The sequence below is a fragment of the Paraburkholderia sp. WS6 genome (assembly GCF_030464835.1).
Taxonomy (GTDB): Bacteria; Pseudomonadota; Gammaproteobacteria; order Burkholderiales; family Burkholderiaceae; genus Paraburkholderia; species Paraburkholderia madseniana.
The window spans coordinates 21,639-34,625 of record NZ_JALQCK010000025.1; the positions used below are offsets into that span (position 1 = coordinate 21,639).

11 protein-coding genes are annotated in these 12,987 nt (G+C 60.4%); 3 read left to right on the top strand and 8 right to left on the bottom strand.

Annotated elements, in window-relative coordinates; all coding sequences use genetic code 11:
• Nucleotides 1–4: 4 nt before the first annotated feature.
• The 6 genes from M0D64_RS26610 to M0D64_RS26635 form a co-directional block, all read right to left on the bottom strand.
• Entirely contained in the window at nt 5–376 is a 372-nt protein-coding gene (locus tag M0D64_RS26610; RefSeq protein WP_266259893.1) for an NAD(P) transhydrogenase subunit alpha, read from the bottom strand.
• 61 nt (nt 377–437) lie between these two features.
• Entirely contained in the window at nt 438–1,613 is a 1,176-nt protein-coding gene (locus M0D64_RS26615; protein ID WP_266259894.1) for an NAD(P) transhydrogenase subunit alpha, read from the bottom strand.
• A gap of 21 nt (nt 1,614–1,634) precedes the next feature.
• Complete coding sequence (locus tag M0D64_RS26620) at nt 1,635–3,017, bottom strand: NAD-dependent succinate-semialdehyde dehydrogenase (RefSeq protein ID WP_154559352.1); 1,383 nt, start codon at nt 3,015–3,017, stop codon at nt 1,635–1,637.
• A gap of 524 nt (nt 3,018–3,541) precedes the next feature.
• Entirely contained in the window at nt 3,542–5,092 is a 1,551-nt protein-coding gene (locus M0D64_RS26625; RefSeq protein ID WP_266259895.1) for a DUF2235 domain-containing protein, read from the bottom strand.
• A gap of 16 nt (nt 5,093–5,108) precedes the next feature.
• Nucleotides 5,109–6,965 carry a potassium transporter Kup gene (locus tag M0D64_RS26630; protein WP_266259983.1) on the bottom strand — a complete coding sequence of 619 codons (1,857 nt, stop codon included), beginning with the start codon at nt 6,963–6,965 and terminating at the stop codon, nt 5,109–5,111.
• Nucleotides 6,966–7,235: 270 nt separating this feature from the next.
• The gene (locus M0D64_RS26635) at nt 7,236–7,931 is read right to left on the bottom strand and encodes a helix-turn-helix transcriptional regulator (RefSeq protein WP_266259984.1); all 696 of its coding nucleotides are present in this window, start codon (nt 7,929–7,931) and stop codon (nt 7,236–7,238) included.
• 263 nt (nt 7,932–8,194) lie between these two features.
• Between M0D64_RS26635 and M0D64_RS26640 the strand changes: the two genes are divergently transcribed.
• The 3 genes from M0D64_RS26640 (at nt 8,195) to M0D64_RS26650 (ending at nt 11,508) form a co-directional block, all read left to right on the top strand.
• Nucleotides 8,195–9,307, top strand: coding sequence for a P1 family peptidase (locus M0D64_RS26640; RefSeq protein ID WP_266259896.1), 1,113 nt, complete (start codon nt 8,195–8,197; stop codon nt 9,305–9,307).
• Nucleotides 9,308–9,417: 110 nt separating this feature from the next.
• Entirely contained in the window at nt 9,418–10,473 is a 1,056-nt protein-coding gene (locus M0D64_RS26645; protein ID WP_266259985.1) for a polyamine ABC transporter substrate-binding protein, read from the top strand.
• A 147-nt stretch (nt 10,474–10,620) separates the two neighbouring features.
• A complete protein-coding gene (locus tag M0D64_RS26650) occupies nt 10,621–11,508 on the top strand; it encodes an SDR family oxidoreductase (protein ID WP_266259897.1) in 888 nt (295 codons plus the stop codon).
• 71 nt (nt 11,509–11,579) lie between these two features.
• Here the strand turns inward: M0D64_RS26650 and M0D64_RS26655 are convergent, their stop codons facing one another.
• Nucleotides 11,580–11,942, bottom strand: a complete 363-nt coding sequence (locus M0D64_RS26655; protein ID WP_266259898.1) for a translation initiation factor Sui1 — start codon at nt 11,940–11,942, stop codon at nt 11,580–11,582.
• On the bottom strand, nt 11,932–12,978 hold the full coding sequence (locus M0D64_RS26660; protein ID WP_266259900.1) for a DnaJ C-terminal domain-containing protein: 1,047 nt from the start codon (nt 12,976–12,978) through the stop codon (nt 11,932–11,934). Before M0D64_RS26660 ends, M0D64_RS26655 begins: the two co-directional genes overlap by 11 nt.
• Nucleotides 12,979–12,987: the final 9 nt, after the last annotated feature.

The window sequence follows — 12,987 nt, forward strand, 5'->3', positions numbered from 1 at the left end:
GTCCTCAATGCTTCTTTGCGTGGATGGACTTCACGGTGCCGGACTTGCTGTTCGCACCGTGCGTGCCGTGCCCGGACGGGTGGCCGCTGGTCTTGAACATCGCGAGCATGCGATCGGTGACGGCATAACCGCCTGCGGCATTGCCCGCGCCGAGCAACACAGCAACGAAGCCGATGACTTGCTCCTGGACCGTACTCGCGTTCAGGAGCGCATAGATGCCGCCCACCACGACAATGCCGTGTACGAAATTCGAGCCCGACATCAACGGGGTATGCAGGATGGCCGGCACGTGTCCGATGATCACCCAGCCGGCGAAAGCAGCCAGCATGAAGACGTAAATCGCGACGAAGCCGGAAATGCTGATCTGGAAGTCCATCACTTAGTCCTTGGTCAGAGCGTGTTCGTGCCGGTGTTAATACAGGCGCTGATACCGGCGCTCATGCCGGCGTAACAGGTTCGGCTTTCGCGGGGGGCTTCTTCGCGGCGGCAACAGGCTTGGCCGCCTCGTCGCTCGCCTCTGCCTTGTTCTCGCCCGCGTGGGTGAGCACCGTTTTGGCGAGGACTTCGTCGCTCCAGTCGATCTCGATGACGTTGTTTTTCATGATCAACGCGAGCAGGTTGTACTGATTCTTCGCATACAGTTCGCTCGCGTCCTCGCCGAGCAGCGAGGGCACGTTCAGCGGCGCGACGATCGTCACGTTGCCGATCCGGGTGGTCTCGCCAGGCCGCGTGTCCTCGCAGTTGCCGCCGCCCTCCGCCGACAGATCGACGATCACCGAGCCCGCTTTCATGCCGGCCACTTGTGCGTGGCTGATGAGTTTGGGCGAGGCCTTACCGGGAATCGCGGCGGTTGTGATGATCAGATCGGCGCTCTGGATGTGCTTCGTCAGCACGTCCGCGACCCTGGTCTTTTCCTCGGCGCTGAGCTCACGGGCATAGCCGCCTTTACCGCGCGCATCGATACCGGTATCGACGAAGGTGGCGCCTAGCGAGAGCGCCTGCTCCTCAGTTTCCGGCCGCACGTCATAGCCCTCGACGACGGCCCCAAGGCGGTGCGCCGTCGCGATCGCCTCCAGCCCTGCCACACCGAGCCCCATTACCAGAACGTGAGCCGGTCCGATCGAGCCTGCCGCGCTGGTAATCTTGGGCACCACGCGAGCGAGATGGGTAGAGCCGAGTTGCACCGCGTAGTAGCCTGCAAGCGCGGACTGGCTCGATAACGCGTCCATGGATTGGGCGCGTGTAATGCGTGGCACCCGCTCCATCGCGAAGCAGGTGATCTTCTTGTCGAGCAGGCGCTTCACCAGCGCGGGCTCGTTGTGTGCATAGATGAACGAAACGAGGATCGCCCCCTCCTTCATCGCGTTGACCACCTCGAACGCGGGCGGCTGAACGGCAAGCACGACATCGGCGTCTTTCACCAGCGCCGTGCGATCCGCTATAAAGGCGACGTTCTCGAACGCGGCGTCATCCAGATGAATCGCCGCGCCCGCCCCCGGCTGCATATGCAGCCGGGCACCCAGTTTGACCAGCTTCTGGACCACGGACGGCACGAGCGCCACACGGCGTTCATGGGCCCGGGTCTCCGTCAGAACGGCAACGTTGACATACATGGCGGGCTTTCCTTGTGGAGATCAGGCCGGTGCATCGAGGCGGGCGGTACGCACAAGCTTCGTATTGACGAACTCCTGGATGCCCATGTTGCCGAGCTCACGGCCGTAGCCGGAATCCTTGATGCCGCCAAACGGCAGTTCCGCATCGGACCAGTCGATGTTGTTGATGAACATCATCCCGGTCTCGACCCCGCTCGCCACACGCTTGCCGCGCGCTTCGTCTTTCGTGAAGACCGAACCACCGAGGCCGAAGTCCGAATCGTTGGCTAGCGCGATGGCCGCGGCTTCGTCCTTGACGCGGAAGAACGACACCACCGGACCGAAGAATTCGTCGCGGAAAGCCGGATTGTCCGGTTTGATATCCGTGAGGATCGTCGTTTCCATGAACGAGCCGGGTCGGTCGATGCGTTTGCCGCCCATCACCAGCGTGGCGCCATGTGCCACTGCATCGTCGACCTGCTTGAGCAGTTGAACCAGCGCCGCCTCGGTGGACAAGGGGCCGTGCGTGGTCTTCTCGTCCATCGGATCGCCTGCCTTCAATTCGGAGAGCGCGGTCTTGAACTTCGCAAGAAATTTGTCGGCAATCGAATCGAGAACGATGAATCGCTTCGCCGCGCAACAGGTCTGGCCGGCGTTATACATCCGCCCCCATACAGCCCACGGAACGGTCTTTTCCAGGTCGGCGTCGTCGAGCACGATGAACGCATCGCTGCCGCCTAGCTCCATCGAAGTCTTCTTGAGGTTCTGCCCCGCTCGCGCCGCAATACTTCTGCCGGCCTCGACGCTGCCCGTCAATGCCACACCCTTGATGCGCGGGTCGTCGATGATTCGCTCGGACTGCTCGTGCGAGATCAACAGGTTGGTGTAGGCCCCCTTAGGTGCGCCCGCGTCGAGCAGGAGTTTCTCGAAGGCAATCGCGCATTGCGGTACGCAGCCTGCATGCTTGACCACCAGCACGTTACCCGCCATCAGTTGCGGGCCGGCGACGCGTGCAAGCTGGTAATACGGGAAATTCCACGGCTCCACGCAGAAGAGCACGCCGAATGGACTATTCTCCATGTGCGCCTCACCGACTTTCGGATTCAGTTTGGTCGGTGCCAGGAAAGTTTTCGCGTGCTCGGCGTAATAAGCAAGGATGTCGGCGCTGAACCTGACTTCGCCACGCGCTTCGTCGATGCGCTTACCCATTTCAAGGGTCGCCAGTTTGGCAAATTCATCGACGTTCTTACGCATCAGCGTTGCGGCCTTATCCACGATTTCGGCACGCTGGGCGTAGGTCGTGTGCTTCCATGTCTGGAAACAGGTCTCGGCAGCGGCGATCGACTTTTCAAGCTGCTCATCGGTCAGTTTTTCGAAGCTCTTCAGAACCTTGCCGGTGTTAGGGTTGACGCTTTGATAAGCCATGATTTGTGTTCTCTTTAAATGGGGTTGGGCTTGAGTCCGGTAGTGGAACGTCAAGCATCTGTCGAACACCAGCACATCTTGTGTTCGACATCCTAATTATTTATCTTCGAGTGCTTGCAGCTCGAACCCAGCTTGCGCGTCTGACCTCAGGCGCCCTGCTTCTTCATCGCGGCCTTCGACTCTTTCACGTCCTGGTCAGTCCTTGGACCGAAATCACGCAAAATGATCTGTCTTGCCGCGCCATTGCATAGCAGCGACTGCCTCCGCCATGAGCGCGGCGGAAAGAAATAGTGTTTTCGGATTGTGAGCATGATGGCCACTCCTTGCTGGAGGGGGCGGCCCGGGCGAGCGATCAAAGAAAATCATACTGCGCGAGGGTGTTTCGAGCGCTTTTGGATGAGAGACGCAAGGCGCGTGCAACCACGGTGCGCTTAACCTCGGTGGAGGTCGGTACGGTGCCGTACAAGTGCGGACCCGGCCCCAATGAGCACGAAACAAAGTCTCAATGTCCGTCGCGGTACCGTTCAGGACGGTTCGCCCGCTCCCGAACCTCCGGGTGCTGTTGCCGGCGCAGTCAGGTCTTCGTCAAAAGACGGGTGTGCCATCTCTTTGCCAGCCGGCACGCGGCCTGATTCGGCAATGTCAACCCGCAGACTGCCTTGATTGTTCCAATACGCCCAGGTGGCGTCGTTGGCAAAGCAATACAGGTAACCCGAGTAAGGAGCCTTGATCTCCATCTCTCTGCCGATTCTGAAGTAGAAGGGTTGAGGTGACACGCCTGCTTCGCTCGGCTCCCCTGGGTAAGAGATGGCACCGCAGAGTTCGAGCCAGTTCGCTCCCCTGACCCGCTTGGACCATGCGAACAGGCGCTGCATCCAGTTGCCTGGCGTGCCCTCCGCACCCGATGCGATGTCCCCATCCAGCCATGTTTGACCTTCAGGCACCTTGAACCGGTAGCTCACCCCTTCCTTCATGAAAATACCGGTCCAGTTCCACAGCGTGCTGGCGAAAACCCGCACCTGGACCCCGGCCGCAGGCTCTATATTCGGTCGATAGGGAGCCTGAAAGATTGGCGGACTGGCCTGCCGTGCCAATGCCAGATCCGATATAGATTCGGAGCATATTCGTGAATCCTTCGCCAGATAGGGAAAGGACCGGGGACGAAATCCGATCCTCCTGTAAAAGCCTGTGAGTGAGTTGTGAAGGACGCCATGCACCGCCGACAACTGGCCCGCATCGGCTATCTGGTCCAACATCTCCGATTCAAACACCGCACCGCACTGCGCAGCCTCGGCAATCATCCATTTGAGTGTGGCATCAGAAAGCCCGGTCTCCTTGTAGCCGCCCCCAACGTCGGCGTGCACGCCAGGGAACCACACTTGCGTCACGCGCACCGGGTCGCAGCCATCCGCATCCGTCCACAACGTTGGCAAGAAGGTGTTCCGCTGCTCATCAATGGCGAGGCCTTGCACCGCGCGTTCGACTTCCGGCGAAAGCCTCGTGTCATGAAATTCGAGGCGCTGTCTCCCGAAGCCGAACATGTTCGCAATTTCAGGAATGCCGAGAGCGCCCACCGTCTCCCAAACGCCCAGGAAGCGAATGGGAGGCGGCTTGCCATTCTCGATGCAGAACCGTTCCTGCAGGCTGATGTTTTCCGGCATTGCTGGATCAAGCCGGTACAGGTTCCATGCCTGCTTGACTAGCGCCCAGCTTGCCTCGCGAGGAAGTCCGCAACGGTGGAGCATGCCCACCAGGCTTCGCGCCGTGAACGCACCACGCGAAAAGCCAATGACAAAGATTTCAGAACCTTCCTCGTAGTGGTCGGACAGCCACTTGTACGCGGTTCGAATGTCTCGCGAGAGGCCTAATCCCAGCGCACCGTCTACGATACGACGAACTCGCCCTTCATTAGCGCCAATGCCGACGTGGTAGTACCGGAGTTGCTCGACGCCATCGTCACCGTGGTCACTCAGCGCGTTGAAAAAGCGAACGACATTGGTTGGAACAGGCACCCCCTGAAACTCGTCGCTATCCGAGTTCCATGTGCCGTCGCAGCAAACGAAAAGTCTCTTCATGTTTGCGGGTTCTACCTCATATTTCGACGCGCGAGCCCAGCTCGATCACCCGGTTTGAACTCAGCTTGAAATAAGCCGCAGGGTTACCGATATTGTGCGCCATTACGCTGAACACTCGTTCGCGCCACACCGGCATGCCCTTGCCTCCGGTCGCCACCACGGTGGCATGACTGAGGAAATAGGACACCTGCGCCGGATCGACTACCAGGCCCTTCGGCTCGCAGTCGCGCAGCGCTTGCGGCAGGCTGGCCTCGTCCTTGAAGCCGTAGGTCACGAGGATGCTGTGGCAGTTGTGGCCCAGCGGCGTGATCGCCACGCGCTGCTCGCGCGGCACATAGGGCACATCCAGGTTGGTCACGTGCACGAACAGCACACGCTCGTGCAGCACGTGGTTATGCGCCAGGTTGTTGATCAGCGCGTGCGGCACGGTGCTGGGGTTGATGGTCAGGAACGCGGCGGTGCCGGGCACGCGTATCGTTGCCTTCGCGAACAGGCTGTCCAGGTACCTGGCCAGCGGCAGCGCGCCGGCATGGACGGTGGCCTCTTCGACCATCAGCTCACGGCCGCGGTGCCAGGTGGACATGATGGTGAACATGATGGCGCCCAGCAGCAACGGGAACCATCCGCCATCCACGAACTTGAGCAGGTTGGCCGAGAAGAACGTGAAGTCGATGACGAAGAAGAAGCCGGTGGCCAGCACGCACAGCAACCAGTTGTAGTGCCAGGCATAGCGCACGACGTAGAACGTGAGGAAGGTGGTGATCATCATGGTGCCCGTTACGGCGATACCGTAGGCCGAGCCCAACGCCGTGGAGGAACCGAAGCCCAGCACCGCCCCCACCACCGCGATCAGCAGCATCCAGTTGATGGCGGGCACGTAGATCTGGCCGACCTCGCGTTCGGAGGTGTAGACGATGCCCATGCGCGGCATGAAGCCGAGTTGCATGGCCTGCTTGGTCATGGAAAACGCGCCGCTGATCACGGCCTGCGACGCGATCACAGTCGCCACCGTGGCCAGCAGCACCATCGGGAACAGCGCCATCGACGGGAAGAGGTGGAAGAAGGGGTTGTCCACGGCCTTGGGGTCCGACAACAGCAGCGCGCCCTGGCCCAGGTAGTTGAGCGCCAGCGCGGGTAGCACGAGTGCGAACCACGACAGGCGGATCGGCGGCGCGCCGAAGTGGCCCATGTCGGCATACAGCGCCTCGGCGCCGGTCAGCGCCAGCACCACCGCGCCGAGCGAGACAAAGGCCCGCCAGCCGTTGCGCACCAGGAATTCGAGACCCACGAACGGGTTGAAAGCGGCCAGGATGCCCGGCGCGCGGCCGATGGTGAGCAGACCCGACACCGCAATCACGCCGAACCACAGCACCATCACCGGCCCGAACACCGCGCCGATGCCGGCCGTGCCGCGCCGCTGCACCAGGAACAAGGCGATCAGCACGACCAGCGCGATCGACACCACGAAGGGCTTAAGTTGCGGCTCCGCCACTTCCAGCCCTTCCACCGCGCTGAGCACCGAGATGGCCGGCGTGATGACGCCGTCGCCGTAGAACAGCGCCGCGCCGAACACGCCGGCGAGCAGCAGCCCGTGGCGCAGGCGGGGCCGGTTCATTACCGAACTGGAAGCCAGCGCCAGCAGCGCCATAATGCCGCCCTCGCCGTGGTTGTGGGCACGCATGATCAGCGTCACGTACTTCAGCGACACCACGATGATCAGCGACCAGATGATGAGCGACACCACGCCCAGCACATTGAAGCGGTTGAGCACCAGCCCGTGACCCGAGTCGAATACCGTGCTCATGGTGTAGAGCGGGCTGGTGCCGATGTCGCCGAACACGATGCCGATGGCGGCCAGCGCCAGTTTGGTCATCGACCCGTGGCTGGTTTCCGCGACGTGGCCGGCAGGGGCGCCCGGTTGTTGGCCTGAAGACGATTCCATGAATGGCTCCTTCTCAGTGGGTGGGACCCCCGGCCAGCGAACGGTGCGCCGGCGCTCAAGCGCCTGGCGGCCCGTCTGGTCACGCTGATCCTCCTGCAATGGGCTGATCAGCGGACGGCCTGTCGGTGACAGCGTACAGAACAAAGGGCGCGGTTCAAAGCTAGGCATCCCCTTAGGATCACCCATCAGAACCGGTTCGCCTCAGTTGGTCTCCGGCTCTTCATCCATGATGAGCAGAAAAAGTGTCGCCTGAGATGAGATGTTCAGCTTCTTGTAAAGATTGCGCCGGTGAACTTTGGCGGTAGCGGGTGACACGCCAAGCAGCCTCGCCATATTCTTGGTCGAATGACCGGCAAGAATCATCAGTGCGATTTCGATTTCGCGGTTGGTCAGCGACGCATTGGAGCGCTTGCGCAACGCCTGTTCGAAGTGAAAGCGTCGATCACCTCCCGCGGGTGAACTTACCGGCGGCGGAAGCACGGCTGTTTGCGCCGCCAAGGCATGGCACATCAACGGAAGCAACCATGCGCCGTAAAGACAGAGGGTTCCGATTTCAGTCGAGCTAAAGCGGCGTTCACTGCCCATCGATACAGACAGCGTTCCGCCCGCGGGCAGCGGGGCTAACAACTGCACCTCATCTTCGAGCACGTTCACCGAAAAATAGCGGCGAAAATATTCAGTTTCCCGGAAGTGATCGGGCGCGACTTCGTCCAGACAATACACGCCCGGACTGATCCCGCCCAGGCTGAATTGATAGAAAGGGTCCAGCAAATAGACGCTGTTCAAATACCCCTTGAACAGTTCGGCGTTCGGCGTGCGCGACTGGATCTCCGCAATCAACTGGGGTTTCCCGTTGGGCCAGAAGATCACCACCACCCAGTTGTCAATGTGGACCACTTTGCGCAACAGGTCGATCAGCGCATGCCAGAACTGTTTGTCGTCGAGCTTTTCGACCAGACGTCCAAGCCGCTGATGAAAGGCAACGTCCGATACATCAAGCTGCATGTCAGTTTCCCCCACTACCCCTTAAAGGGTAGCTCGTCCCATCGTTCTAGCCCTTCGGCCTGATTTTCACGCGTCGTCCCCCACCCTACCATCTCTGTACCCCGTCGCATGCGCGTCGGCAGGCTTGCTCGCAGCGAGCAACACAGGAGAAAAGTATGGGTATCAGAGACATCGGTGTTCGAGTTGGCCACGGCACGCCCGGTCCGTTTAACAGCATCACCGACGTGCAAGGCGTAAGAGTCGGTCATCGTACCCTGGTCGAAAACCGCGCAGAAGCTTCGATTCGGACCGGCGTGACGATCATCGAACCACGCGCCGGCATGGCACGGCTCGACCCGTGTTTTGCCGGCTGTCATGTGCTCAACGGAAACGGCGATGCCACCGGCCTGGAATGGATACGCGAATCAGGCTTGCTGACCACACCTATTGCCTACACCAACACGCACAGTGTCGGCGTGGTTCGCGATGCATTGGTCGCCGCCGAACGCGCATGGATCGGCGACAGCCAGTACTGGTGCATGCCGGTGGTGCTGGAAACTTTCGATGGGGTGCTGAACGACATCTGGGGGCAGCATGTCACCGCGACGCATGTCCACGAGGCGCAGACCCAGGCTCGCAGTGGACCGGTGGCCGAGGGCTCGGTTGGCGGTGGTACCGGCATGATTTGTCATGAGTTCAAAGGTGGCATCGGAACAGCCTCGCGCAGGCTCGCAGCGGAGGATGGTGGCTGGACTGTCGGCGCGCTAGTCCAGGCGAACTACGGTCGTCGCGATGCGCTGCGCGTGGCCGGCTATCCGGTTGGCGAGGTGCTGCGAGATCTGCCGTCGCCATTCGACAGACGTCGGGCGGGTGTCCCCGGAATGGGATCGATCGTGGTGACGCTTGCGACCGACGCGCCGCTTCTTCCGCATCAGTGCGAGCAAATTGCACGGCGCGCGAGCATCGGATTAGCCCGCGTTGGCGGCGGCACCGAATACTCCAGTGGCGACATCTTCATTGCCTTCTCGGTGGGTAACCGCGGCATACCGCCGGCGGATTACGGCAAGGCAATCGAGCCTGTCATCAGCGTGCGCAGCGTCATTCACGATTTCATTTCTCCGCTATTCGTCGCGGCTGCGGAAGCGGTAGAAGAAGCCATTCTCAACGCCCTCGTTGCTGCTGAAGATATGGACGGCCAAGGCGTTCATGTCCCCGCGCTCGGCGCCGACCGTTTGCTGAAAGCACTGGAACAAGTTGGTTGGCGCCGCGACCGCCGCCTCGCTCGCTGATTGACTGACGCTTCTTCCCCTTGCATGAGTTCCTTCATTAACACCGAAAGGTTGCTATGACACCCCGCCATCTCATCACTGTCGTCACTGGACTCCTCGCAGCTGCGGGGATGCTGGCCGCGACCGCAAACCATGCTCAAGCCGAAGAGCTGAATGTCTACAACTGGTCGGACAATATCGCCGACGACACCGTCTCTGGGTTCGAAAAGGAAACCGGCATTCACACGCGATACGACGTCTATGACGGCGACGACACCTTGCAGGCAAAGTTGCTAAGCGGATCATCGGGCTATGACGTTGTAGTGCCGTCATCCAGCTATGCCGGCAAGCAGATCGAAGCAGGTGTCTATCGGAAACTCGACAAGACCAAGATTCCAAACCTGGCCAATCTGGATCCCGTGCTCATGAAGATGCTTGCGTCGGCCGATCCGGGCAATCAATACACCGTGCCATGGTCATGGGGCACGGACGGCATCGGTTACAACGTCACGAAAGTGACGCAGATATTAGGCAAGGACGCACCCTACGATAGTTGGGACCTGCTGTTCGATCCGCAATACGTTTCGAAGCTGAAAACCTGCGGCGTTTCCGTGCTCGACTCCGCGGAGGACGCATTCTCGGTTGGGTTGATCTACCTGCATAAGGATCCCAACAGTAAGAACCCCGCCGATTATCAGGAAGTGTTCAAGCTGCTCAAAACGATTCGCCCGTACATCACCCAGTTCAATTCTTCCGGCTACATCAACGATCTCGCCAATAACGATGTCTGCATCGCGCTAGCGTGGTCGGGCGACGTCGGGATCGCGAAGCGGCGTGCAGAAGAGGCCCATCGCGCCTATGAGATTCGCTACGTCATTCCCAAGGGCGATGGGGTGTTGTGGTTCGATCTGATGGGAGTTCCTAAAGATGCGCCACACCCGGAAGCTGCGATGCAATGGATCAATTACATCCTTCAGCCCAAGGTTAGCGCGGCGATCACCAATCAGGTTTTCTATCCGAACGCTAACGCTTCGGCCCGTGCTTTTGTGAAGCCGGCGATCCTCGAGAATGAAGCGGTTTATCCTCGCGGAGAAAAGATGAAATCGCTCACGCTGTCATTGCCTTTGCCGGCCGATATCCTGCGCCTTGAAAACAGGCTGTGGACACAGCTTAAGGCCGGGCGCTGAGGTTGGGGCGGATCGACGTATTGCGTCAGCGTTGGATTGGCCGGCCGACATCGGGATCCTGTTAGTTCCTTTCATAGGATGACGTCACCACTTCAACAGAACCGGAAATGGTCAGATAGTCGCGGTGACAATCACGGAGGTTTCACTATGCGTATCTTTCTGACGGGCGCGACAGGCTTCATCGGTGCGGCCATCGTTCCCGAACTCATCAACGCGGGTCATCATGTGATCGGCATGACGCGTTCGGATACGGGAGCGCAAGCACTTATCGATGCAGGGGCAGAGGTGCATCGCGGAACCCTGGAGGACCCGGAGAGCCTGCGCAGCGGCGCCGCAAAAGCAGATGCCGTCATCCACACGGCATTCGATCACGATTTCTCTAGATTCGTGGAGAACTGCGAAAAGGACAAGCGTGCGATCGCGGCACTCGGCTCCGTGCTCGCCGGCTCAGACCGCCCTCTCATCATCACTTCGGGGACCGGCATGGGTAGCGGCGAGCATGGTCAACTGGCGACCGAGGATGTCTTTAATATCGGTCATCCAAATCCTCGGATCGCATCTGAGGTTGCTGGGAACGCGCTCCTGGAGGCGGGTGTCAACGTGTCGGTGGTACGTCTACCTCAGGTTCACAACCCGTTCAAGCAGGGTCTCATCTCGCCGCTCGTTGCTATCGCTCGGGAGAAAGGCGTCTGCGCCTTCGTCGGCGAGGGCCGTAACCGCTGGCCGGCCGGCCATCTCTCCGATGTGGCGCGTCTCTATCGGCTCGCCGTAGAAAAGCGCCAACAGGGGGCTCGATATCATGCGGTCGGCGAAGAAGGGATCAGTAGCCGCAAAATCGTCGAGGCGCTTGGTCGGGGTCTGAACTTGCCCGTCGTTTCGATCAGCCCGGATGAAGCGGCGTCGCATTTTGGATGGATGGCAATGTTCGTCGGCTTGGACATGCCGGCCTCGAGTGTTCAGACACAAGCCCGGTTGAACTGGCATCCAACCGGACCGACGCTCATCGCCGACCTCAACGAAGCGCGGTATGTCTAGTCACCTTTGTTGATCGGCACGAAGCGAAGCGGAATCGATCTACGTCGGGGCGTTAACGCTCATTGAAGCGATTAGCCCCCGGCGCGCTTCGCGCTGTAGCCGTACTTCTTGAGCGCTTCGATGACCCGCTCGCAATGGTCACCCTGCACTTCGATCACGCCATCCTTGACCGTTCCACCAGAACCGCAGGCTGTGCGCAATTGCTTGCCTAATGAGGCCAAGGCGAGAGGATCGAGCGCTAAGCCTTTAACGATCGTCACGCTTTTCCCGCCACGGCCCTTGGTCTCGCGTGACACTCGCACCACGCCATCGCCTGTCGGCAATGTCTTGGCAACCGTCTTGCAGATACATTCCGCGATCACCTGCCTGCATTCGGGACACATCTGTCCGCCGTCGGTCGAATAGACAAGGCCGCCTTTTGAGCTACGTTTCATGATTGGATTGCTCAAAGATATTACTGGCTGCGAAACGCCAGCTCGATTGCGAGTGCGCAGGAATTGCCTGCATTGCTCGACGCCCAGCATCCGCAAACATCTCACGCAGCCGTTGTCGTTCATCGTCGGTGAGATGTAAAGCCGCTGCCGGCATCGCGAGCACCAATTGCAGCGTCAGGTCACCGCGCGAGCCATTGCGGTCCGTGAGTCCATGTCCGCGTAGACGGATCGCGCTGCCCTGTTGCGCGTTCGGCGGAATCGTCATCTGGTGCGCACGGCCCAGAATCTGCGCTTCGAAGTTACCGCCGAGCGTGGCGGTCACGAAATCAACCTGAATCTCGCTGGCCAGATTCAAACCGTCTCGACGAAAGGCCGCGCTGCAGACAATCACGACCGAGAAGATCGCGTCGCCGGGCGGACCGCCATTCGGCCCGGGATGGCCGCCACCTTCGACGACAAGACGCTGGCCATCCCACACACCCGCTGGAACCTTCACTACCTCGGACTTCCGACCGGTTCTGATACCCGTGCCGAGACACGCTTGACACCGGTCACTCGCTGACGGGCGACCGGTACCCCCACAGGCGACGCAGTGCGTGCCCGAGGCCGACAGACCGCTGCCGTTGCAGCTCGCACACTCGGCGCCCCTTTCTTGACATGGATGACACGGCCCCTTCACCGAATAGCTCGCTTCGACCTCGCCACCGTGAATCGCGGCTTCGAGCGGCACGAAGAGTTCGATCAGGCAGTTCGCGCCGCGCATCGGAGGCGGGCTGCGGTGTTCGCGTGAGTGGGCTGGCTTGTCGCGGCGCTCAGTCGGTGCCGCCACCGGGCTGGACACGGGCGGTTCACGCTTGCCGGTCAGAATCTCAAACGCCTCCTGAATGCGCTTGAACACCGGTTCGACTGTCGATTCGGACCCCTTGTTGCGATCGGGGTGGTACTTCGCTCTTAGCCGTCGATACGCGCGCTTGACGTCTGCCGACGACGCAGTGCCCGGCAACTTCAGCCGCCTATAGTATTCATCAAGACTCACGCATTTCCC